12 protein-coding genes, 4 tRNA genes and 3 rRNA genes are annotated in these 22,267 nt (G+C 46.9%); 18 read left to right on the top strand and 1 reads right to left on the bottom strand.

What is annotated here, in order from left to right; genetic code table 11:
• The first annotated feature begins 164 nt into the window (after positions 1 to 164).
• From M1D90_RS19045 to tsaD, 15 genes are all read left to right on the top strand, one after another.
• On the top strand, positions 165 to 6,071 hold the full coding sequence (locus M1D90_RS19045; RefSeq protein ID WP_271725888.1) for a SpaA isopeptide-forming pilin-related protein: 5,907 nt from the start codon (positions 165 to 167) through the stop codon (positions 6,069 to 6,071).
• Positions 6,072 to 6,169: 98 nt separating this feature from the next.
• Positions 6,170 to 6,802 carry a class A sortase gene (locus M1D90_RS19040; protein ID WP_145930060.1) on the top strand — a complete coding sequence of 211 codons (633 nt, stop codon included), beginning with the start codon at positions 6,170 to 6,172 and terminating at the stop codon, positions 6,800 to 6,802.
• A gap of 569 nt (positions 6,803 to 7,371) precedes the next feature.
• Positions 7,372 to 8,793, top strand: coding sequence for a sugar porter family MFS transporter (locus tag M1D90_RS19035; RefSeq protein ID WP_023857810.1), 1,422 nt, complete (start codon positions 7,372 to 7,374; stop codon positions 8,791 to 8,793).
• A 608-nt stretch (positions 8,794 to 9,401) separates the two neighbouring features.
• Positions 9,402 to 9,478, top strand: a tRNA-Arg gene (locus tag M1D90_RS19030).
• A gap of 12 nt (positions 9,479 to 9,490) precedes the next feature.
• Positions 9,491 to 9,564: transfer RNA gene (locus tag M1D90_RS19025), tRNA-Gly, on the top strand.
• Positions 9,565 to 9,664: 100 nt separating this feature from the next.
• Positions 9,665 to 11,214: ribosomal RNA gene (locus M1D90_RS19020) — 16S ribosomal RNA — on the top strand.
• Between the two features lie 170 nt (positions 11,215 to 11,384).
• Positions 11,385 to 14,314 (top strand): 23S ribosomal RNA (locus M1D90_RS19015).
• Between the two features lie 132 nt (positions 14,315 to 14,446).
• A 5S ribosomal RNA gene (gene rrf, locus M1D90_RS19010) occupies positions 14,447 to 14,562 on the top strand.
• The 16S, 23S and 5S rRNA genes sit together here with 4 tRNA genes alongside, the layout of an rRNA operon.
• Before the next feature lie 12 nt (positions 14,563 to 14,574).
• Positions 14,575 to 14,651, top strand: a tRNA-Met gene (locus M1D90_RS19005).
• A 36-nt stretch (positions 14,652 to 14,687) separates the two neighbouring features.
• Positions 14,688 to 14,764 (top strand) — tRNA-Asp (locus M1D90_RS19000).
• Between the two features lie 196 nt (positions 14,765 to 14,960).
• On the top strand, positions 14,961 to 15,935 hold the full coding sequence (gene thiL, locus M1D90_RS18995; protein ID WP_456282977.1) for a thiamine-phosphate kinase: 975 nt from the start codon (positions 14,961 to 14,963) through the stop codon (positions 15,933 to 15,935).
• A 17-nt stretch (positions 15,936 to 15,952) separates the two neighbouring features.
• On the top strand, positions 15,953 to 16,429 hold the full coding sequence (gene tsaE / locus M1D90_RS18990; RefSeq protein ID WP_020450323.1) for a tRNA (adenosine(37)-N6)-threonylcarbamoyltransferase complex ATPase subunit type 1 TsaE: 477 nt from the start codon (positions 15,953 to 15,955) through the stop codon (positions 16,427 to 16,429).
• Entirely contained in the window at positions 16,410 to 17,099 is a 690-nt protein-coding gene (gene tsaB, locus M1D90_RS18985) for a tRNA (adenosine(37)-N6)-threonylcarbamoyltransferase complex dimerization subunit type 1 TsaB (RefSeq protein ID WP_020450324.1), read from the top strand. Before tsaE ends, tsaB begins: the two co-directional genes overlap by 20 nt.
• A gap of 12 nt (positions 17,100 to 17,111) precedes the next feature.
• Positions 17,112 to 17,570, top strand: a complete 459-nt coding sequence (gene rimI, locus M1D90_RS18980) for a ribosomal protein S18-alanine N-acetyltransferase (RefSeq protein ID WP_023855532.1) — start codon at positions 17,112 to 17,114, stop codon at positions 17,568 to 17,570.
• The gene (gene tsaD, locus M1D90_RS18975) at positions 17,560 to 18,585 is read left to right on the top strand and encodes a tRNA (adenosine(37)-N6)-threonylcarbamoyltransferase complex transferase subunit TsaD (protein WP_026578976.1); all 1,026 of its coding nucleotides are present in this window, start codon (positions 17,560 to 17,562) and stop codon (positions 18,583 to 18,585) included. The genes rimI and tsaD overlap by 11 nt, the downstream gene beginning before the upstream one ends.
• Positions 18,586 to 18,824: 239 nt before the next feature.
• On the opposite strand, the gene M1D90_RS18970 is transcribed toward tsaD, so the two are convergent.
• Positions 18,825 to 20,750, bottom strand: coding sequence for an ABC-F family ATP-binding cassette domain-containing protein (locus tag M1D90_RS18970; RefSeq protein WP_039073316.1), 1,926 nt, complete (start codon positions 20,748 to 20,750; stop codon positions 18,825 to 18,827).
• A 146-nt stretch (positions 20,751 to 20,896) separates the two neighbouring features.
• Between M1D90_RS18970 and moaC the strand changes: the two genes are divergently transcribed.
• From moaC to M1D90_RS18955, 3 genes are read left to right on the top strand one after another with little or no spacing between them, the layout of a single operon-like run.
• On the top strand, positions 20,897 to 21,403 hold the full coding sequence (gene moaC / locus M1D90_RS18965; protein WP_048350303.1) for a cyclic pyranopterin monophosphate synthase MoaC: 507 nt from the start codon (positions 20,897 to 20,899) through the stop codon (positions 21,401 to 21,403).
• A gap of 3 nt (positions 21,404 to 21,406) precedes the next feature.
• Complete coding sequence (locus M1D90_RS18960) at positions 21,407 to 22,051, top strand: redox-sensing transcriptional repressor Rex (RefSeq protein ID WP_020450329.1); 645 nt, start codon at positions 21,407 to 21,409, stop codon at positions 22,049 to 22,051.
• A 38-nt stretch (positions 22,052 to 22,089) separates the two neighbouring features.
• Positions 22,090 to 22,263, top strand: coding sequence for a twin-arginine translocase TatA/TatE family subunit (locus tag M1D90_RS18955; protein WP_020450330.1), 174 nt, complete (start codon positions 22,090 to 22,092; stop codon positions 22,261 to 22,263).
• Positions 22,264 to 22,267 lie beyond the last annotated feature (4 nt).

The following is a 22,267-nucleotide window of genomic DNA, read 5'->3' as shown; positions in this document are numbered from 1 at the left end:
AAAGCAAAATTCATAGCCGCGATATCTTGATTACCGCCGCTAAACATACAGCAGCGAATTTAAAAGCCTGTCATTCTTCAAATAGAAAAGTATTTTCAGGGATTCATTTTCCAGGCTCAATCGATCCGTACACAAAAACATGATAAAAGGGGAGGAATCACAATTTGAGATCGAAAAAATATTCGTTCAGCCTCAGCAAAAAAAGAGGGCTGAAACCATTTTTGATCACTTGCCTGGCATTGTATTTGATCTTCAGTCAAGTTGTCGGCTTTACGCTGACGGCAGTGGCTGCCGGCACATCAACAGGGAGCAGCGTGTTTTTTGATTCAGTGACAATCAAAAACAGCGAAGATCAAACGGTTGACGGGTCAAAGGGAGACGACCCGGCATTAAAACCGGGTGACAAAGTGACACTCACATACGAGTGGGCGTTAAAAAACGATGAAGAAGCCGGCACCGAAAAAAGCTTCACTGTAGAGGTGCCTAAAAGCTTCGAATTCGCTCAGGATGCCAAGGGAGATGTGAAATCGGCAGATCAGCAGATCATCGGCAGCTATGAGGTGAAAGCGGACAGCAACATTTTGACCGTAACCTTGAACAGCACTGCAGAGGCAAAAGGGTCCATCACTCTGGAAGCAAAGTTTGCCGCTGCCGTGAAAAGCGGTACAAAAACGGTCACCGCTCTCTTTCAACTCGGAGCAGGCAAGACGCAGCAAGCAGTCATCCCTGTAAATACAGGATCCGAATCGGAAACGGCGAAAAACGATTCTCCGTCATCTGAGGATGATCAGGCAGCAGCTGACGATCAATCAAAATCTTCAGGGGAGCAGGACGAAGAGGAAACGAAGACAAAAGCTGCTGACACTGAGAGCAGCGATTCAAAACCGCCAGCATCTTCAAGACTAGCGGCAGCCGGGAGCCTTGCGTCCGGAGGTAATCAAATCACCCAAAATATTTTAACCGGCGTGACGCTGACAGATGAACACGGAAAGCCTTATGACAAAAGCAACCGGGCCGACACGAATTCTCCGGCAAAAATTTCAATCACTTGGGACATCCCGGATGAGCTCGGAAAGACGATAAATGACGGCGATCGCTACGAATTTGATCTGCCTGAAGCTTTCATTATGTACAACGATATTACGAATCAGCCATTAAGCTCAGGCGGTATCACGTACGGCTATTTTTCAATTGATACAAAAGGCCATGTTGTGATGACGTTTAATGGTGAAGTGAAAACAGATTCGAAGGTCAAAGGCACGTTGTTTGTCAATACGCAGTTCAACGCGCAAAAAATAAAAGGATCGACGACTCAAAAGATTCCCTTCCCGGTGAAATCAGACACTCCGGAGGTAACGGTTTATTTTAAACCAAACGTAAGCAAAACCATCGATAAATCAGGAATTTTTGATAAAGGCATCAATCCGGGGCAAGTCACATGGACAGTCGACCTCAACAAAAAATTGGATCAAGTCAAAAATGCCAAGTTGACCGAGAACTTTCCGGAGGGGCTGATCTATCGTTCTGTCAAAGTTTATCAACTCGATGTCAACATAGATGGTTCAGTCAGCCAGGGAGATGAAGTTCTTTCAGGCTACACTGTAGACGCAAATGGGAATGTCACATTTGACGGTGAGATAGATTCGGCTTATCGCCTGATCTATGTGACGGACATCGATGACTCCGCAAAGCCGGACGAAGGCGGAAATGCTGCATTTACGAACAAGGCGACATTCGGCGGAGACAATCTGGAACCGGCTTCTGCAGAGGCCTCTGTCACAGCCAAATACGGGAAAATGATCGAAAAATCGTCGACAGGTTATAAAAGCGATTCACAGACTTTCAGCTGGACGATTTTATATAACTATGGTGAGAAGAAGATTGACGAATCCAAGGCGAGCATAACAGACTCGTTTGGTTCCGCTGATTTGCAGCTTGTTTCAGATTCCTTGAAGGTGATTCCGATTACCTTCAATCAGAACGGAAGTGAACAGGCGGGAACGCCTCTAACGGAAGGCAAAGACTATACGCTCTCCGATAATGGAAGCGGGTTTGAAATCAAATTTAACCAAAATGTTACCGGAGCTTACAAAATCACATATCAAACCGAGGTCAACAGCGGAGTGATCATCGATAAATCGACAACGTATACGAACACCGCAGTGACCGGAACAGGGGAATCAAAGAAAGCTTCCGGTACAGCCATTCAACAGAATTTGATAAAAGGCTATTCAAACATTGATTACAAGAATAAAACGGTCGATTGGACGATCGCAATCAACAAAAACAACTACACGATGAACAATTGGAAGTTGGATGATAATTTCGAAAGCGGCGGGCTCGCGCTCCTCGACGGATCATTCCGTCTTCAGGATGTGACGAATAACAAAACGCTTCAAGAAGGCAAAGACTATACATTGACAATAAAACCGGATCATGAAGGTTTTCTTCTGGAACTCATCGGAGATTATGCAACAACAAACAGCCAATTTAAGATCACTTATACGACGAATATGAATGCCGACTTTTCAAACGAAAATGTCAAAAACACGGCTGAATCAACCTGGACAGATCACAGCAGCACTGAACGCAAAAATAAGGAAACGAGCAGTTTTACACCGAATCGCCAGACATCCCACAACGGTTTCAAAAACGGCTCATATAACGCGGTTTCAAAAGAAATCACGTGGAAAATCGGGATCAACTATAATGGTGAGCCGTCAAAGAATCCTTATATTAAAGATGCTTTAGCAGATGACCAGCAATTTGTTAAAGGTTCAGTGGTCGTCAAGAGCTATGCAGTCAATAAAGACGGTTCCATCACAGAAGGAGACATCCTGCCCGCTTCACAATATGATGTGGAGGAGCCGTCGGCTGACAATAAACAAACGCTGACTGTCCATTTGAAAACGGACGATTCCGTCCCGTATCTTATTGTATTTAAAACTTCGCTTAAAGGGCAGGTCATTAAGCGTGACCCTTACACCAACAAGGCGACGTATTATAATGCCGGATACTCAGAGCGTGAGTTGACGGCATCCGTTTCGGTCGCCGACGGAGGAAGCCTCGTTTTCAAAGGAGGCAAACAAAACGGAGGTTATGTCGATTGGAGTATTAATGTCAATGCGAGCCAGTCGGTATTGGAGGATGTAAAAGTCACCGATACTCCGGATACCAACCAAATTTTAGCTGAAGATTCTTTTAAAGTTTATCAAGCTAAATACGATGAAAAAGGTGCAGTCAAAGACAGCGGAGGAAATCTTGTCCCGGATGATGTTCAGCTTCAAAAAGGCGAAGACTATACACTGGACATCAAGACCGACAATGCAACCGGTGAACAATCATTTGTCCTGAAATTTACAGGTGATTACAAAAAAATCGACCGCGCCTATGTGATTCAATACCAATCATTAATCAATATTGCCGGCACGAGCGGTCATGTTCACAACAAAGTGTCGATTTCGGGAACGAATGTTCAGGAACAAACCCAGGAAAACAACAGCTCGGTCTTTGTTGCCGTTTCAAGCGGCGGCGGTTCAGGCTCAGGTGAAAGAGGCAGCTTGACAATCCTTAAAACGGGGGAAGGCGGCACACCGCTTTCTGGAGCAGATTTTCAATTGCGGACAAAAGATAATGAGCGGCTTCTGCGGACAGGAACGACTGACGACGACGGCAAGCTGACATTCGGTAATATCCGCTACGGGACTTACATTTTAAAAGAAATCAAGCCGCCTGACGGATATACGATCAGCGAGGCTTATGCAGACGGGGTCTCCGTTGAGATTAACAGCAGCTCTTCCAGTGCCGGAGCGCTTTACAAAGTCGTGAATGAAAAGAATAAGGTGACGCTTATCAAACAAGACGAACAAAAGAATCCTTTGGAAGGAGCCGTGTTCAAGCTGGAGAAAAAATCCGGCGATGGCACCTTTACAACAATACGTACGAGTATTAAGAGCAATGAAAACGGAAAAGTAGAAATCAACGGTTTACCGCCCGGCAATTATCGTTTGCTGGAAACGAAAGCTCCAGAAGGATATCTCTTAAATACAAAAGAAATCAGCTTCTCCGTCAAAACGAATGATAAGAATCAAGTACCTGACGTTGATTTAGGAACATTGATCAACTATAAAGGCAGAGCACATTTAACGAAAGAAGATGCAGAAGGCCGTCAATTAGAGGGGGCTGAATTCAAGCTCATTGATCATGAAGGCAAAATCGTTCATGAAAAGCTCACCTCAGATCAAGACGGGAAAATCGCAGTATCTGATCTTGCGCCTGGCCGCTATGCCTTTGTTGAAACCAAAGCCCCCGAGGGCTATGTGATAAACAGCAAGGCAATCGAGTTTACCATATCTGAATCGGCAAAAGAAAAACCGGAATCCGTGGACGCAGGCAAAGCCGTCAACTATAAAGGTTCGGTTTATTTGACAAAAGAGGATGCGGAAGGCCGTACGCTGAAGGGCGCTGAGTTTAAGATCGTTGATCATGAAGGCAAAACCGTTCATGAAAAGCTCACTTCCGATGAAGACGGAAAAATCGCAGTTTCAGGCCTGGCGCCTGGGCGCTATGCTTTCGTAGAAACGAAAGCGCCCGAGGGCTTTATGTTAAACAACGATCAAATAGAATTCACCATCCCGGGCTCAGCTGAAGGGAAACCGGAGCCGGTTGATGCAGGCGCCGCTGTTAATTATAAAGGCTCGGTTCATTTAACAAAAGAAGATGCGGAAGGCCACAAGCTTGAAGGAGCCGTTTTTAAGATCGCAGATCAAAACGGGAATACCGTACAGGAGGAACTGGTCTCAGATCGAAATGGAACTGTTACGGCTTCAGGCCTGGCGCCTGGGCGCTATGCTTTCGTAGAAACGAAAGCGCCTGATGGATTTGTATTGAACAGCGGGAAAATAGAGTTTGTCATCCCGGATGCCGCTGAAGGAAAACCTGCCCATGTAGATGCGGGTAAAGCCATCAACTACAAAGGTTCGGTTTATTTGCAGAAAGAAGATGAAGACGGCAATGGATTAGAAGGAGCCGTGTTTAAAATCATTGACAGCGAAGGCAAAACGGTCAAAGACGATTTGATCTCTAAAGAAGGCGGCAAAATCGAGGCTGGCGATTTGGCGCCGGGAAGCTATCAATTTGTTGAAAAACATGCACCTGACGGTTACCTGCTGTCAACAGATCCGATCCCATTTTCCATTACCGGGAAACACGAAGGTGAGCCGAAACAGGTTAAACTGACGGCTCTCAACAAGAAAAACAGCGTTGTGCTCACAAAAGTCGGCCAGGATGACAAGAGCGCCGGACTTCAGGGAGCGCAGTTCGATTTGACAGATGAAACCGGCAAGGTGCTGAAAACCGGTTTGGCAACAGACGCAGACGGCCGGATCACAGTGTACGGTCTTAAGCCCGGTAACTACCAATTTGTCGAAACAAAAGCGCCTAAGCATTATCAATTGGATAAGACGCCAATATCGTTCACAGTCAAAAATACTGATACAAAGCCAATTGAAATGACTGCAGAGAATCAATTGACACCGGGCGATGCGAAACTGACGAAAGTGGACCGCAACGATAAAAAAGCTGTGTTGAAAGGAGCAGAATTCAAGCTGCTCGATGCCGATGGAAAGCCTGTTAAAGCCGCAGGCAACGGGAAAAAGCTGCCGGCAGTCTGGACGACAGATCAAAACGGTCAATTTATTGCGGAAGGTTTGGCACCTGGGCGCTATCAATTTGTCGAAACGAAGGCGCCTGACGGTTATAAGTTGGATGAAACGCCGATTCCTTTTGAAATTAAAAAAGGACAGTCAAAACCGGTCGAGATCACAGCATCCAATGAAAAGCTGAAAACGCCGGCTGTTGACAAAGGCACATCGAACCCGAATTCGGGAGACCCTAAAACAGATAACACACCGGACCGAAATTCGAACGGAGATCCTAAAGGTCATTTGAAAGATACGCTTCCGAAAACCGGTGATAGAGACAGCATCATTCCGATCATGATCGGCATCCTGCTGATTCTGTCTGGAGGAGTCTTCGCTTTCTACACAAGAAAGAAACAAAGAAAGGCGTAAACGAATCATTTATGCACCTGATCATGAAACCGGTCAGGTGCTTTTTTGAAAAACGGCATTCGTTCATTTGACATAAAGGTTAGAAAGGACTGTGGGACATGTATAAAAAAATGATCGTTGCCGTACTTGTCATATCAGGTATACTCTTCGTCTTGTCTCCTTTTATTAAAGAAAGCATCATCATCAATCTCAGCAAGAATAAAAGTTTTGAATTGACTGCTGAACAGGCGGAACAAAACAATACGCAAAAGGCGTCATTTGATTTTGAAGCGATTCAGCCGCCTTCTTTTATGGAAGCAGTAAAAGCCGGCCTCGATCGTGAATCGAAAGCGATCATCGGCCGGATCACCATAAGCAGCGTCAATATCAAGCTGCCGATATTGAAAGGCACAACCAATCAAAATCTTCTCTACGGAGCGACAACAATGCGTCCCGATCAGAAAATGGGCGAGGGCAACTACCCGTTGGCCGGACATCATATGAAGCGGGAGAACCTCTTATTCGGCCCTCTTATCCACATTAAAAAAGGGGACACCGTTAAAATCACAGACTTTAAAAAAGACTATATATACACTGTGACATCCAAACAATTCATTTCTGAAACGGACACAGATGTGATTCAAGAGACGAAAGAAAAAGAAATTACGCTGATGACATGTGACAAAGCCGTGAGAACCGAAGGGCGCCTTGCGGTTAAAGGAAAGCTGATTCATGTTGCTGTTCACAGATAATTGAAATGTCCGCTGCAGGCAGGAAAAAATACTGAGGGAAAGCCCCTTGGTATTTTTTTATTGGGACTAAAATTCTACACATCACAAAAAAGTGACAAAAAGATCACTATGAAATGACAATAGTGAAAAAATGCTGATAAATAATAAAAAAAGAAATGAAATTATGTGAGTTGGATGGAATTCCTATCATAACGCCATTAATTACGCTTTTTAAAATGAAAAAAAGATAAATTTTCTGAAATTTATGTTGACTGAAAGCGCTTTTAAAATTATGATAATATCAGACATAACAAAGATATACCAAAAACATAACTATAATCTAACAATGTATTTAAACGGCATATAAATGAAAGCGATTCCAAAATATTCCGTGGTAGGCAATTGGTTGTGCGGAAGCTCCGGCTTCCATCAAAATAAAATTTTCAATTTTCTGTTAAGGGGGTGGTTGGCGAAACTTTCGAAAGTTGGGAATGAGTCTTTTGGGAAAAGAAATGAGCTCCTTTTAAGGATGTTTTCGAAAACCTTTGGAAATAAATCAATTTTTAAAAACAAAGGCGGGGGAAATCGATATGAATGAACAGGGAAATCAGAAATCATTTTTGCGTACTGTTATTTTAGTCTCGACGTTCGGCGGACTTCTATTCGGATATGACACCGGAGTGATCAACGGAGCTTTGCCTTATATGTCTGAAGGAGATCAGCTGAACCTGACTGCCTTTACAGAAGGGCTGGTCGCAAGTTCGCTTCTCCTGGGAGCGGCATTGGGGGCGGTATTCGGCGGAAGGCTCTCCGATTATATCGGGCGCCGCAAAAACATCATTTTTCTAGCTGTGCTTTTCTTTTTCTCGACGCTCGGATGTACGCTTGCGCCTGATGTGACGATTATGGTCATCTCTCGGTTCCTGCTTGGAGTTGCTGTAGGAGGAGCATCTGTTACGGTACCGACTTACTTGGCTGAAATGTCTCCTTCAGAGAAAAGGGGACGAATGGTTACCCAAAATGAATTAATGATTGTCTCCGGACAGCTCTTGGCATTTACTTTCAATGCCATCCTCGGAACCACAATGGGGGATAGTTCCCATGTTTGGCGTTACATGCTGGCCATTGCCGCAGTCCCGGCTGTGTTCTTGTTCTTTGGTATGCTGAGAATGCCCGAAAGTCCGCGCTGGCTTGTCTCTAAAGGGAAAAATGAAGCGGCGCTGGGCGTTCTGAAAAGAATCCGCGAGGAAAAAAGGGCGCATTCGGAAGTTGCTGAAATCGAAGCTGCGGTCATGAAAGAATCTGAAATGAAAAAAGCGAATTATAAGGATTTGGCTGTCCCATGGGTGCGCCGAATCGTATTTCTCGGAATCGGGATCGCTGTCGTTCAGCAGATTACCGGCGTAAACTCTATCATGTATTACGGTACAGAAATACTCAAAAATGCCGGATTTGAAACAAAAGCTGCACTTATCGGAAATATTGCAAACGGTGTCATTTCAGTTTTGGCGACATTCGTGGGGATTTGGCTTTTAGGGAAGGTCGGGCGCAGACCGATGCTGTTGACCGGTTTAATAGGGACGACCTCAGCTTTGCTGCTGATCGGCATCTTCTCAAACGCCCTTCAAGGTTCAGCTGCTCTTCCGTATGTCGTACTTACGCTGACAGTAACCTTTCTTGCATTCCAGCAAGGTGCTATTTCTCCTGTAACATGGCTCATGCTTTCTGAAATATTCCCGCTTCGCGTTCGCGGTCTAGGGATGGGCGTCACCGTGTTTTGTTTGTGGATCGTCAATTTCTTTGTCGGATTTTCATTCCCGATATTGCTTGATGCGATTGGACTGTCATCGACATTCTACATTTTTGTCGGACTTGGACTTCTTTCCATTGCATTCGTGAAAAAATTCCTTCCTGAAACAAAAGGTCTCACACTTGAACAGCTTGAGCATAATTTCCGCAACTACAAATCGGAAAAAGCACCAAGCGACGCGAGCGCTAAAATCAGCGGATGACAATTTTGCCGAGGGACATACAGGTCGAGTCCCATCGGTGTACAATATAGATGAAGGATTTGAAGTTTGCAGGCGGAAATCTTCCTATAACAAGATTTCTGCCTGTATTTTTGTATACGGTGCGGAAAAGCAGGCTATTGGAGGCGCCTTTAGGATATCTTAAAAGCCGTTCGTAAAATAAAAGCTTCATTAAATGATCGTGCAAGAGTGATGTCGAAGTTAACGATTTAGAGCTTCGGTTCCGTATATAACTTGATGAAGCGGGGAACATTCAATAAAACATCACATAAGATGAAAAGGGCAGGTAAAACGTCATCTATTATGAATGGCTGTAAGCATAATTTTTTTAGAAGTATAAAAAAACGAAAAAAGTGTTGACGGATGAATTGAAGGCATGATATATTATTATTCGTCGCTAAGACAACGAAGTTACAACTTCGAAATGCCGATATAATATTCATCATTTAAAGGGTGTACAAAAACCTTAAAATGTGTATAATGGATAAAGTCGAAACAAAAAAGCTTCATCCTTTCGGTAGAAAAACTTCAAAAAAAACTTCTTGACTTTAACTGATATTCATAGTATTATAGTTAAGTCGCCTGATGAAGCGCCCGTAGCTCAATTGGATAGAGCGTTTGACTACGGATCAAAAGGTTAGGGGTTCGACTCCTCTCGGGCGCGCCATATATTCGCAATGCGGGTGTAGTTTAGTGGTAAAACCTCAGCCTTCCAAGCTGATGTCGTGAGTTCGATTCTCATCACCCGCTCCAATTTTAGAATGATCTTTGAAAACTAAACAAGACAAAACGTACCTGTTAATTCATTTTTTATAAATCGCACAGCGATGTGCGTAGTCAGTCAAACTACTTTTTATCGGAGAGTTTGATCCTGGCTCAGGACGAACGCTGGCGGCGTGCCTAATACATGCAAGTCGAGCGGACAGATGGGAGCTTGCTCCCTGATGTTAGCGGCGGACGGGTGAGTAACACGTGGGTAACCTGCCTGTAAGACTGGGATAACTCCGGGAAACCGGGGCTAATACCGGATGCTTGATTGAACCGCATGGTTCAATTATAAAAGGTGGCTTTTAGCTACCACTTACAGATGGACCCGCGGCGCATTAGCTAGTTGGTGAGGTAACGGCTCACCAAGGCAACGATGCGTAGCCGACCTGAGAGGGTGATCGGCCACACTGGGACTGAGACACGGCCCAGACTCCTACGGGAGGCAGCAGTAGGGAATCTTCCGCAATGGACGAAAGTCTGACGGAGCAACGCCGCGTGAGTGATGAAGGTTTTCGGATCGTAAAACTCTGTTGTTAGGGAAGAACAAGTACCGTTCGAATAGGGCGGTACCTTGACGGTACCTAACCAGAAAGCCACGGCTAACTACGTGCCAGCAGCCGCGGTAATACGTAGGTGGCAAGCGTTGTCCGGAATTATTGGGCGTAAAGCGCGCGCAGGCGGTTTCTTAAGTCTGATGTGAAAGCCCCCGGCTCAACCGGGGAGGGTCATTGGAAACTGGGGAACTTGAGTGCAGAAGAGGAGAGTGGAATTCCACGTGTAGCGGTGAAATGCGTAGAGATGTGGAGGAACACCAGTGGCGAAGGCGACTCTCTGGTCTGTAACTGACGCTGAGGCGCGAAAGCGTGGGGAGCGAACAGGATTAGATACCCTGGTAGTCCACGCCGTAAACGATGAGTGCTAAGTGTTAGAGGGTTTCCGCCCTTTAGTGCTGCAGCAAACGCATTAAGCACTCCGCCTGGGGAGTACGGTCGCAAGACTGAAACTCAAAGGAATTGACGGGGGCCCGCACAAGCGGTGGAGCATGTGGTTTAATTCGAAGCAACGCGAAGAACCTTACCAGGTCTTGACATCCTCTGACAACCCTAGAGATAGGGCTTCCCCTTCGGGGGCAGAGTGACAGGTGGTGCATGGTTGTCGTCAGCTCGTGTCGTGAGATGTTGGGTTAAGTCCCGCAACGAGCGCAACCCTTGATCTTAGTTGCCAGCATTCAGTTGGGCACTCTAAGGTGACTGCCGGTGACAAACCGGAGGAAGGTGGGGATGACGTCAAATCATCATGCCCCTTATGACCTGGGCTACACACGTGCTACAATGGGCAGAACAAAGGGCAGCGAAGCCGCGAGGCTAAGCCAATCCCACAAATCTGTTCTCAGTTCGGATCGCAGTCTGCAACTCGACTGCGTGAAGCTGGAATCGCTAGTAATCGCGGATCAGCATGCCGCGGTGAATACGTTCCCGGGCCTTGTACACACCGCCCGTCACACCACGAGAGTTTGTAACACCCGAAGTCGGTGAGGTAACCTTTTGGAGCCAGCCGCCGAAGGTGGGACAGATGATTGGGGTGAAGTCGTAACAAGGTAGCCGTATCGGAAGGTGCGGCTGGATCACCTCCTTTCTAAGGATATTATACGGAATATAAGACCTTGCGGTCTTATAGACAGGTGCGTTTAGATCTTGTTTAGTTTTGAAGGATCATTCCTTCAAAACGTGTTCTTTGAAAACTAGATAACAGTAGACATCACATTCAATTAGTAAGCAAGATATCACGTAGTGATTCTTTTTAACGGTTAAGTTAGAAAGGGCGCACGGTGGATGCCTTGGCACTAGGAGCCGATGAAGGACGGGACGAACACCGATATGCTTCGGGGAGCTGTAAGCAAGCTTTGATCCGGAGATTTCCGAATGGGGAAACCCACTGCTCGTAATGGAGCAGTATCCATATCTGAATTCATAGGATATGAGAAGGCAGACCCGGGGAACTGAAACATCTAAGTACCCGGAGGAAGAGAAAGCAAATGCGATTCCCTGAGTAGCGGCGAGCGAAACGGGAACAGCCCAAACCAAGAGGCTTGCCTCTTGGGGTTGTAGGACACTCTGTACGGAGTTACAAAGGAACGAGGTAGATGAAGAGGCCTGGAAAGGCCCGCCATAGGAGGTAACAGCCCTGTAGTCAAAACTTCGTTCTCTCCTGAGTGGATCCTGAGTACGGCGGAACACGTGAAATTCCGTCGGAATCCGGGAGGACCATCTCCCAAGGCTAAATACTCCCTAGTGACCGATAGTGAACCAGTACCGTGAGGGAAAGGTGAAAAGCACCCCGGAAGGGGAGTGAAAGAGATCCTGAAACCGTGTGCCTACAAGTAGTCAGAGCCCGTTAACGGGTGATGGCGTGCCTTTTGTAGAATGAACCGGCGAGTTACGATCCCGTGCAAGGTTAAGTTTGAAAAGACGGAGCCGCAGCGAAAGCGAGTCTGAATAGGGCGCATGAGTACGTGGTCGTAGACCCGAAACCAGGTGATCTACCCATGTCCAGGGTGAAGTTCAGGTAACACTGAATGGAGGCCCGAACCCACGCACGTTGAAAAGTGCGGGGATGAGGTGTGGGTAGGGGTGAAATGCCAATCGAACCTGGAGATAGCTGGTTCTCTCCGAAATAGCTTTAGGGCTAGCCTCAAGGTAAGAGTCTTGGAGGTAGAGCACTGATTGGACTAGGGGCCCCTACCGGGTTACCGAATTCAGTCAAACTCCGAATGCCAAAGACTTATCCTTGGGAGTCAGACTGCGAGTGATAAGATCCGTAGTCGAAAGGGAAACAGCCCAGACCGCCAGCTAAGGTCCCAAAGTATACGTTAAGTGGAAAAGGATGTGGAGTTGCTTAGACAACCAGGATGTTGGCTTAGAAGCAGCCACCATTTAAAGAGTGCGTAATAGCTCACTGGTCGAGTGACTCTGCGCCGAAAATGTACCGGGGCTAAACGTATCACCGAAGCTGCGGACTGTTCTTACGAACAGTGGTAGGAGAGCGTTCTAAGGGCTGTGAAGCGAGACCGGAAGGACTCGTGGAGCGCTTAGAAGTGAGAATGCCGGTATGAGTAGCGAAAGAGGGGTGAGAATCCCCTCCACCGAATGCCTAAGGTTTCCTGAGGAAGGCTCGTCCGCTCAGGGTTAGTCGGGACCTAAGCCGAGGCCGAAAGGCGTAGGCGATGGACAACAGGTTGATATTCCTGTACCACCTCCTCACCATTTGAGCAATGGGGGGACGCAGGAGGATAGGGTAAGCGCGGTATTGGATATCCGCGTCCAAGCAGTTAGGCTGGGAAATAGGCAAATCCGTTTCCCGTAAGGCTGAGCTGTGATGGCGAGCGAAATATAGTAGCGAAGTTCCTGATTCCACACTGCCAAGAAAAGCCTCTAGCGAGGTGAGAGGTGCCCGTACCGCAAACCGACACAGGTAGGCGAGGAGAGAATCCTAAGGTGATCGAGAGAACTCTCGTTAAGGAACTCGGCAAAATGACCCCGTAACTTCGGGAGAAGGGGTGCTCTGTTAGGGTGCAAGCCCGAGAGAGCCGCAGTGAATAGGCCCAGGCGACTGTTTAGCAAAAACACAGGTCTCTGCGAAGCCGTAAGGCGAAGTATAGGGGCTGACGCCTGCCCGGTGCTGGAAGGTTAAGAGGAGCGCTTAGCGTAAGCGAAGGTGCGAATTGAAGCCCCAGTAAACGGCGGCCGTAACTATAACGGTCCTAAGGTAGCGAAATTCCTTGTCGGGTAAGTTCCGACCCGCACGAAAGGCGCAACGATCTGGGCACTGTCTCAACGAGAGACTCGGTGAAATTATAGTACCTGTGAAGATGCAGGTTACCCGCGACAGGACGGAAAGACCCCGTGGAGCTTTACTGCAGCCTGATATTGAATGTTGGTACAGCTTGTACAGGATAGGTAGGAGCCTTGGAAACCGGAGCGCCAGCTTCGGTGGAGGCATCGGTGGGATACTACCCTGGCTGTATTGACCTTCTAACCCGCCGCCCTTATCGGGCGGGGAGACAGTGTCAGGTGGGCAGTTTGACTGGGGCGGTCGCCTCCTAAAAGGTAACGGAGGCGCCCAAAGGTTCCCTCAGAATGGTTGGAAATCATTCGCAGAGTGTAAAGGCACAAGGGAGCTTGACTGCGAGACCTACAAGTCGAGCAGGGACGAAAGTCGGGCTTAGTGATCCGGTGGTTCCGCATGGAAGGGCCATCGCTCAACGGATAAAAGCTACCCCGGGGATAACAGGCTTATCTCCCCCAAGAGTCCACATCGACGGGGAGGTTTGGCACCTCGATGTCGGCTCATCGCATCCTGGGGCTGTAGTCGGTCCCAAGGGTTGGGCTGTTCGCCCATTAAAGCGGTACGCGAGCTGGGTTCAGAACGTCGTGAGACAGTTCGGTCCCTATCCGTCGCGGGCGCAGGAAATTTGAGAGGAGCTGTCCTTAGTACGAGAGGACCGGGATGGACGCACCGCTGGTGTACCAGTTGTTCTGCCAAGGGCATCGCTGGGTAGCTATGTGCGGACGGGATAAGTGCTGAAAGCATCTAAGCATGAAGCCCCCCTCAAGATGAGATTTCCCATTCCGCAAGGAAGTAAGATCCCTGAAAGATGATCAGGTTGATAGGTCTGAGGTGGAAGTGTGGCGACACATGGAGCTGACAGATACTAATCGATCGAGGACTTAACCTAAATATTTGTGAATGTCTGACCGTTATCTAGTTTTGAGAGAATGCTCTCAGAAAGCCAAAGGCAAGGAAACTCGGCTAAAGGCCCTCACATCCTGTGAGGAACGCCCAGTACCTTCGTCCTGAAGGCAAATAGTTTGGTGGCGATAGCGAAGAGGTCACACCCGTTCCCATGCCGAACACGGAAGTTAAGCTCTTCAGCGCCGATGGTAGTTGGGGGATTCCCCCTGTGAGAGTAGGACGCCGCCAAGCTGTTTATATTATCGCGGGGTGGAGCAGTTCGGTAGCTCGTCGGGCTCATAACCCGAAGGTCGCAGGTTCAAATCCTGCCCCCGCAACCAAATCTAATTTCCATACAAAGAAAATAAATAAAAAGTGGTCCGGTAGTTCAGTTGGTTAGAATGCCTGCCTGTCACGCAGGAGGTCGCGGGTTCGAGTCCCGTCCGGACCGCCATGTTGTACACAAACGAAATCTTTGAGGTTTTCGTTTTTTTTTATGTCTTCTTTCAGGTCTATGCTGAAAACTTGGCTTCATCGGCGTTTTTCACAATGTTTGCCGAGTTTCTTTATTTCTTGGATAATTGGTGAGAATTCGATAAACTAATGATAGTGTTTTGATTGGTTGCAACAGCAAAGGAGCAAATGATCTTATGGACGAATTTGAATTGATTCAAATGATTACGCCCCGTTCGCTTTTTCACCGAGAAATAGAGATCGGTATTGGGGACGATGCCGCTGTTTATCATACAAAGAACGGTTATCAGGAGATTGTTGCGGTCGATACGATGGTCGACGGTATTCATTTTTTATCATCCCATTCATCGCCTGCCGATATCGGATATAAAGCATTGGCTGTGAATATTAGTGATATTGCCGCGATGGGAGGCAGCCCCAAGTATTATCTTGTGTCCATTGCTGTTCCTTCCGGCTGGCACGCGGTGGATATTGAAGCCATGTATGAAGAAATGAATAAACTGGCGACACTATATCAAATGGACTTAATCGGCGGTGACACCGTATCTGCCAACGGGCCGCTCGTTTTGACCGTAACAGTAATCGGCGAGATTGAAAAGGGCAGAACTTGTTTAAGAAGCCATGCCGAACCCGGGGATGTCGTTTTTGTGACGGGAGAACTTGGCTCATCTGCTGCCGGTCTGGCTTTTATATTGGGCCAAGCAGAGATGAAAGACGAGAAGCAGTCTCAATATTTTATAGAGCGGCACAAGAGGCCTTTGCCGAGGGTTGAGGCAGGTTTGCTCTGTTCAGGCTATCATCATGTGGCACTTAATGATATCAGCGACGGGCTTGCCAGCGAATTAAATGAAATTGCCGAAGCGAGCCGTGTTTCCATTGACATATATAAAGAGATGATTCCGGTCCATTCGGATTTACATACACTGCACACAAAATGGGAAGAGTGGGTCCTTTTCGGCGGCGAGGATTTTGAACTCGTCGGTACGATTTCTAATGATCAATGGGAACGTTTTAGTCAGGAATGCTCTGAACGTCATGTGCCGGTTTATCAAATCGGCCGCGTCACACAACAAGGGCAGGCGGACGTGTTTTATCATAATGGACAGGACCGCGTTCTTCTCGAAAAAAAAGGATATAACCATTTTAAATAAGACAGGTGACAAGTAAAGTGAAAACGTTAGAGTGGAAAACGACAGAGCCTGAAGAGACAAAAAACATTGCCAGACTGGCAGCAAAGTATGTTCTGCCCGGTGATGTCATCACATTGGAGGGCGACCTTGGAGCAGGCAAAACGACTTTTACAAAAGGATTTGCCGAAGGGCTCGGAATCAAGCGGGTTGTCAGCAGCCCGACTTTTACCATTATCAAAGAATACCGGGACGGCTCTCTTCCGCTGTTTCATATGGATGTTTACAGAATGGAAGATGAAACGGAAGATCTCGGATTAGATGAATATTTTGAGGGAGACGGCGTCTGCCTTGTGGAATGGGCGCATTTGATTGAGGAGCAGCTTCCGAAAGAGCGCCTAGAGGTGGTCATTAAGCGGCTTGGCGATGATGAACGAAAGCTGACCTTTACCCCTAAAGGCAGCCGCTACGAAAATCTTTGCGAGGAGATCAGCAAACATGACGATACTTGCGATTGATACATCCAATTTAACGCTCGGCGTGGCATTAGTTAAAGACGGAAAAGTGATAGCCGAGCATATATCCCACTTAAAGAAAAACCATTCAGTCAGAGCTATGCCGGCGATCGACGAACTCCTTAAAGAGTGCGGTTTAGAGCCGAATGACCTGACCCAAATTGCAGTTGCCAAAGGTCCGGGTTCATATACAGGCGTGCGGATCGGTGTTACGATTGCAAAAACGCTTGCATGGTCATTAAATATTCCGATTAAAACCGTTTCAAGCCTTGAAGTGCTGGCGGCAAACGGCCGTTTTTTCCAAGGCTTGATTTGTCCGTTGTTTGATGCCAGACGCGGTCAGGTTTATACGGGACTATACCAGTATAGGGACGGTAAACTGCATGGCTTGGAAGAGGACCAAAACATTCTGCTTGAGGATTGGCTTAAAAAACTGAAAGCCATGGATCAGCAAGTCCTTTTCATAGGAAGTGACACAGAGATTCATCAGGAGATGATCGAACAGATTCTCGGTGAACAAGCGGTCATTGCTGGCCCTGCCCTGCAGCTTCCACGACCTTCAGAATTGGCTTTAATCGGAGAACTTAAAGAGGCCGAGCCTGTGCACAGCGTTGTTCCAAACTATATTCGTCTGGCCGAAGCCGAGGCCGTCTGGCTTGAAAAACAAAAGTAAACGGGTGAAGCCATGAACACGCAAATGGTCATACGCGATATGAATCCAAAAGATTTGGACCAGGTTTTTGAAATTGAAAAAAGCTCTTTTTCTTCTCCGTGGAAAAAAGAATCTTTTCATCATGAGCTTTTTCACAATATGTATGCTCATTACCTCGTTCTCGAAGTTGAGGAGCAAGTTGTCGGCTACTGCGGGATTTGGATCGTCATGGATGATGCCCAGATCACCAACATTGCCGTTTCACCTGCATATCGGGGCCGCCGTTTAGGAGAAGCTCTTTTGAAAGCCGCGATGAAGCTTTGCCGGATGAAAAAGGCGGTTCAGCTTTCTTTAGAGGTAAGGGTATCGAATCATATTGCACAAAGCTTATACAAAAAGCTCGGCTTTGAGCCGGGAGGAATTCGTAAAAATTATTATACCGATAATGGGGAAGATGCATTATTAATGTGGGTGAGACTAAATGAATCATAAAAAAGATCTGTATGTATTAGGAATCGAAACAAGCTGTGATGAGACGGCCGCCGCGATTGTCAAAAACGGAACGGATATCATTTCAAATGTCGTAGCGTCGCAAATCGAAAGTCATAAACGGTTTGGCGGCGTTGTTCCCGAGATCGCATCAAGGCATCACGTGGAACAGATGACGATCGTGCTTGAGGAAGCCTTTGCACAAGCGGACATGACATTTGATGACATTGATGCCATCGCAGTAACGGAAGGACCGGGGCTTGTCGGCGCTTTATTGATCGGCGTGAATGCCGCGAAAGCGCTCAGTTTTGCCCGGGGCATACCACTCGTAGGCATTCATCACATTGCCGGTCACATCTATGCCAACAGACTTGTTCAGGACATTCAATTTCCGGCGATTGCCCTTGTCGTCTCAGGCGGCCACACCGAACTCGTGTATATGAAAGAGCACGGCTCATTTGAAGTCATCGGAGAGACGCTCGACGATGCGGCAGGCGAAGCCTATGACAAAGTGGCGAGAACGATGGGGCTTCCTTATCCGGGAGGACCTCACATTGACAAACTTGCGCAAAAAGGCGAGGCAAATGTGCCGCTGCCGCGCGCATGGCTTGAAGAAGGCTCTTATCATTTCAGCTTCAGCGGATTGAAGTCTGCAGTCATCAACACGCTTCACAACGCTTCACAAAAAGGTGAAACGATAGCTCCGGAAGATTTGTCAGCCAGCTTTCAGGAAAGCGTCATTGATGTCCTCGTCACAAAAACGGAACGCGCTGCGAAAGCTTATGGCGTCAAACAGGTGCTGCTTGCCGGAGGAGTTGCTGCAAACAAAGGGTTGAGAGCGGCGCTTGAAAAAACGTTCAGCAGCCATCCGGAGATTGAGCTTTTGATCCCGCCGCTTTCGCTGTGTACGGACAATGCCGCGATGATTGCCGCCGCAGGTACGGTTGCTTTTGAAAAAGGAATCAGAGGAAAATATGATATGAACGGTCAGCCTGGCTTAGATCTGACGTCTTATTAAAACCTCACGCTCTGTGAGGTTTTTTTGCCCGGGAATAGTTATTAACAGGTTATTAACATATATCCACAGTCTTGTGTATAATGTTAAAAACCTTAATTTACAGACCTTTTTTACCTGTTAATAATGTGTATAAATATTATGTTTTTTGTGGATATTGTGGGTAAATCGCTTTCTTTCTTTTAAATAAAGGATTTTATTTGTGGACAAAAAAACCGCTCCGGCGTGGAGCGGTTCATCCTTTATTCATTTGTAGAGAGTGTTTCCCATTCTGTTAACAGTTGTTCAAGCTCCTCATTCAGCCGTTCATTTTCAGAGTGGATTTCCTGGACCTTCTCATGGTCTTGGAAGACGGCGGGGTCACACAGGAGCTCCTCATTTTTTTCGATCTGTTCTTCAATGTCCGTAATTCTTGTTTCGATTTCTTCAATCCTTCGCTGCCGCTGGCGTTCTTTTCTTTTCAGCTCTTTTTCTTCCTCATAGCTCTTTTTTGCGCCAGGTTTTTCGGAAGCGTTTTTCTGATGCTCTTCCGTCTGTTTTTCTAGTTCTTTCAGTTCAAGCTGCTGCGCTTTTTTTTCTGTGTAATAATCGTAGTCGCCTAAATATTCTTCTGCTTTGTCGCGGGAAAGCTCCAGTACTTTTGTCGCGATCCGGTTGATAAAATAGCGGTCATGGGACACAAATAATATCGTTCCCGGGTAATCGATCAAAGCGTTCTCCAAGACTTCCTTGCTGTCCAGGTCGAGATGGTTTGTCGGCTCATCAAGAATAAGGAAGTTCGCTTTTTGGAGCATCAGCTTGGCGAGGGCAAGCCTTGCTTTTTCGCCGCCGCTTAACGCGTGTACAGGTTTTAATACGTCTTCTCCCGAAAACAGGAAGTTGCCGAGGCAGGTCCGGATATCCTTTTCATTCATTTCCGGATAATCGTCCCAAAGCTCGTCAAGCACGCGTTTTGACGACGTCAATTCAGCCTGTTCCTGGTCATAGTAGCCGATTGAGACATGGGAGCCTGTCGCGATTGTTCCCGATACCGGCTGCAGCTTTTGAATCAATGCTTTTAAAAGGGTTGACTTGCCGATTCCGTTCGGTCCGACCAGTGCAACGCTTTCCCCGCGGGTAATGCGAAAGTTCAATGAACGGAGCAGCGGGGGCTGCTCCTGATAGCTTACTGTCAAGTCTTCCACCCGCAGTACATCGTTTCCGCTTTGCCTTGTAATTTCAAAGCGGAAAGACGCCGACTTTTCATCTCCGAGCGGTTTATCCATGATCTCCATCCGTTCAAGCTGCTTTCGTCTGCTCTGCGCCCGTTTCGTCGTCGAAGCTCTGGCCAGATTCCGGTCGACGAACTCCTGCAGCTTGGCGATTTCGTCCTGCTGCTTTTCATAAAGCTTTGTTTCCTTTTCCAGCTGTTCGGCTTTTAATTGGAGATAAGAGCTGTAGTTCCCGGTATATTTTTTGCTTTGGGACCGGCTGATCTCGTAAACTTGGGTAACCACTTTGTCAAGAAAGTACCTGTCATGGGAAACGATTAAAATCGCTCCGCTGTAATTTTGCAAATATTGTTCAAGCCATGTCAGGGTATCGATATCCAAGTGGTTTGTCGGTTCGTCCAAAATGAGGAGGTCGGGTTTTGTCAAAAGCATTTTTCCGAGGGCAAGCCTTGTTTTTTGACCTCCGCTTAAGTCCTGGACGCGGACGGAGTCGTCAAACCCCGCAAAGCCGAGCCCGTGCATGACGGATCTGACCTCTGCCTCATATTGGTAGCCGCCTTTGTCCTTGAACTCCTGCTGAAGCCTGTCATACGTCTTCATCAATGATTCAAGCATGTCCGGTCCGGCCTGCGCCATCTTTTCCTCGATCGCGCGCATTTCTTTTTCCATTTTTTTTAGAAAATCAAATACCGACAGCAATTCCTCTTTGAGCGTCAGCTTGGAATCGAGGCCGGAATGCTGGTCAAGGTAGCCCATCGTCAAATCTTTCGGCTTGATGATGTCCCCCTTTTCATATGAAAGTTTTCCTGCGATAATCTTTAGAAGAGTCGATTTTCCGGCGCCGTTGCGTCCGACGATCGCAATCCGGTCCCGAGATCTGACTTCGAGTTTTATATTCGTTAAAATCGTATCGGCTCCAAACGATTTTGAAAGTTGGTTCACTTGTAAAATCATCATGATCTTTCACCTCTTGTCTGCTATTTTAAGTGTAGCCTATCACTGCGCAGTCAGCAAACAATTAAGTGAAGTCTGGAAGATTTTAGCCAAAGAAAAAGACAGAATGAAAAAAATAGTGTATGATCGTTATAAGGAGAGTTCAGAACATGAATGAGTTTACACATTTTAATGAACAAGGCAGAGCCAAGATGGTTGATATAAGCGAAAAGGAAGCTTCAGTACGCACAGCTGCGGCTGTTTCAAGCGTGTCTATGAATCGAACAGTACATGAAAAAATCAAAAACCGGGAAATCGGAAAAGGCGATGTATTGTCGGTGGCGCAAGTGGCCGGAATCATGGCCGCAAAACAGACATCCGCCATCATCCCGATGTGCCATCCGATCGCTCTGAAAGGAGTCGACATCGCCTTTCGCTGGGAGGAGAAAGAACAGAAGAGCATCCTGCATATTCAATCTAAAGTGAAGACCAAAGGGAGCACAGGTGTGGAAATGGAAGCGTTAACTTCGGCCTCCGTATGTGCGCTGACCGTATATGACATGTGCAAAGCGGCGGATAAGGGAATGGTGATAGGACCGACCTTTCTTCTCGAAAAGACAGGCGGGAAAAACGGTGACTATAAAAGGGAAAAAGCTGATGTAGACATGGAGGATTAGTTTATGAACATGGATCATTCAAAAATTCCGCAAGCGACAGCGAAACGGTTGCCATTATATTATCGTTTTTTAAAAAACCTTCATGCATCCGGAAAACAGCGTGTATCTTCCGCTGAGCTGAGCGATGCCGTCAAAGTCGATTCTGCGACCATCCGCAGGGACTTCTCGTACTTCGGCGCGCTCGGAAAAAAAGGATACGGCTACAATGTCAATTATTTGCTGTCCTTTTTCAGAAAGACGCTTGATCAGGATGAAATGACGAACGTAACGCTCATTGGCGTGGGGAATTTGGGGACAGCCTTTCTCCATTACAATTTTATCAAAAATAATAATACAAAAATCGCCATGGCGTTTGACATCAATGAGGAAAAAATCGGAACCGAGGTCGGCGGTGTTCCCGTCTATGATCTGAATAGACTTGAAGAGCATATGACGGATGATATCCCCGTCGCCATTTTGACGGTACCGGCTCAAGCCGCACAGTCGATTACAGACAGGCTGGTGGAGCTTGGCATTAAAGGCATTCTTAATTTCACGCCGGCCCGCTTGAATGTGCCGGAACACATTCGCATTCATCATATAGATTTGGCGGTTGAACTTCAGTCGCTGGTGTATTTCATGAAACATTATTCAATGCAGGAAAAGTAAAACGGAAAACGAAAAATAAAGGAAAGGGGGCAGGCTTTATGCCAATCGGTCCTGGAAGCTTTATTTTAATTGTCGTGGTGGCGCTTTTGATATTCGGCCCGAAAAAACTTCCCGAGCTGGGAAGAGCAGCGGGAAACACGCTGAGGGAGTTTAAGAATGCGACAAAAGGTTTGGCTGACGACGATTCCGATAAAAAGAAAGAAGATCAGTAGGATA

Source organism: Bacillus sp. JZ34 (assembly GCF_053903205.1).
This window is presented reverse-complemented; position numbering and strand designations above follow the sequence as displayed.

Excerpts from the sequence above, each read along its gene's own strand:
- M1D90_RS19040 (WP_145930060.1), top strand. The coding sequence starts at position 6,170 with ATGTATAAAAAAATGATCGTTGCCGTACTTGTCATATCAGGTATACTC.
- M1D90_RS19035 (WP_023857810.1), top strand. The coding sequence starts at position 7,372 with ATGAATGAACAGGGAAATCAGAAATCATTTTTGCGTACTGTTATTTTA.
- thiL (WP_456282977.1), top strand. The coding sequence starts at position 14,961 with ATGGACGAATTTGAATTGATTCAAATGATTACGCCCCGTTCGCTTTTT.
- tsaB (WP_020450324.1), top strand. The coding sequence starts at position 16,410 with ATGACGATACTTGCGATTGATACATCCAATTTAACGCTCGGCGTGGCA.
- rimI (WP_023855532.1), top strand. The coding sequence starts at position 17,112 with ATGAACACGCAAATGGTCATACGCGATATGAATCCAAAAGATTTGGAC.
- tsaD (WP_026578976.1), top strand. The coding sequence starts at position 17,560 with ATGAATCATAAAAAAGATCTGTATGTATTAGGAATCGAAACAAGCTGT.
- M1D90_RS18970 (WP_039073316.1), bottom strand. The coding sequence starts at position 20,750 with ATGATGATTTTACAAGTGAACCAACTTTCAAAATCGTTTGGAGCCGAT.
- moaC (WP_048350303.1), top strand. The coding sequence starts at position 20,897 with ATGAATGAGTTTACACATTTTAATGAACAAGGCAGAGCCAAGATGGTT.
- M1D90_RS18960 (WP_020450329.1), top strand. The coding sequence starts at position 21,407 with ATGAACATGGATCATTCAAAAATTCCGCAAGCGACAGCGAAACGGTTG.
- M1D90_RS18955 (WP_020450330.1), top strand. The coding sequence starts at position 22,090 with ATGCCAATCGGTCCTGGAAGCTTTATTTTAATTGTCGTGGTGGCGCTT.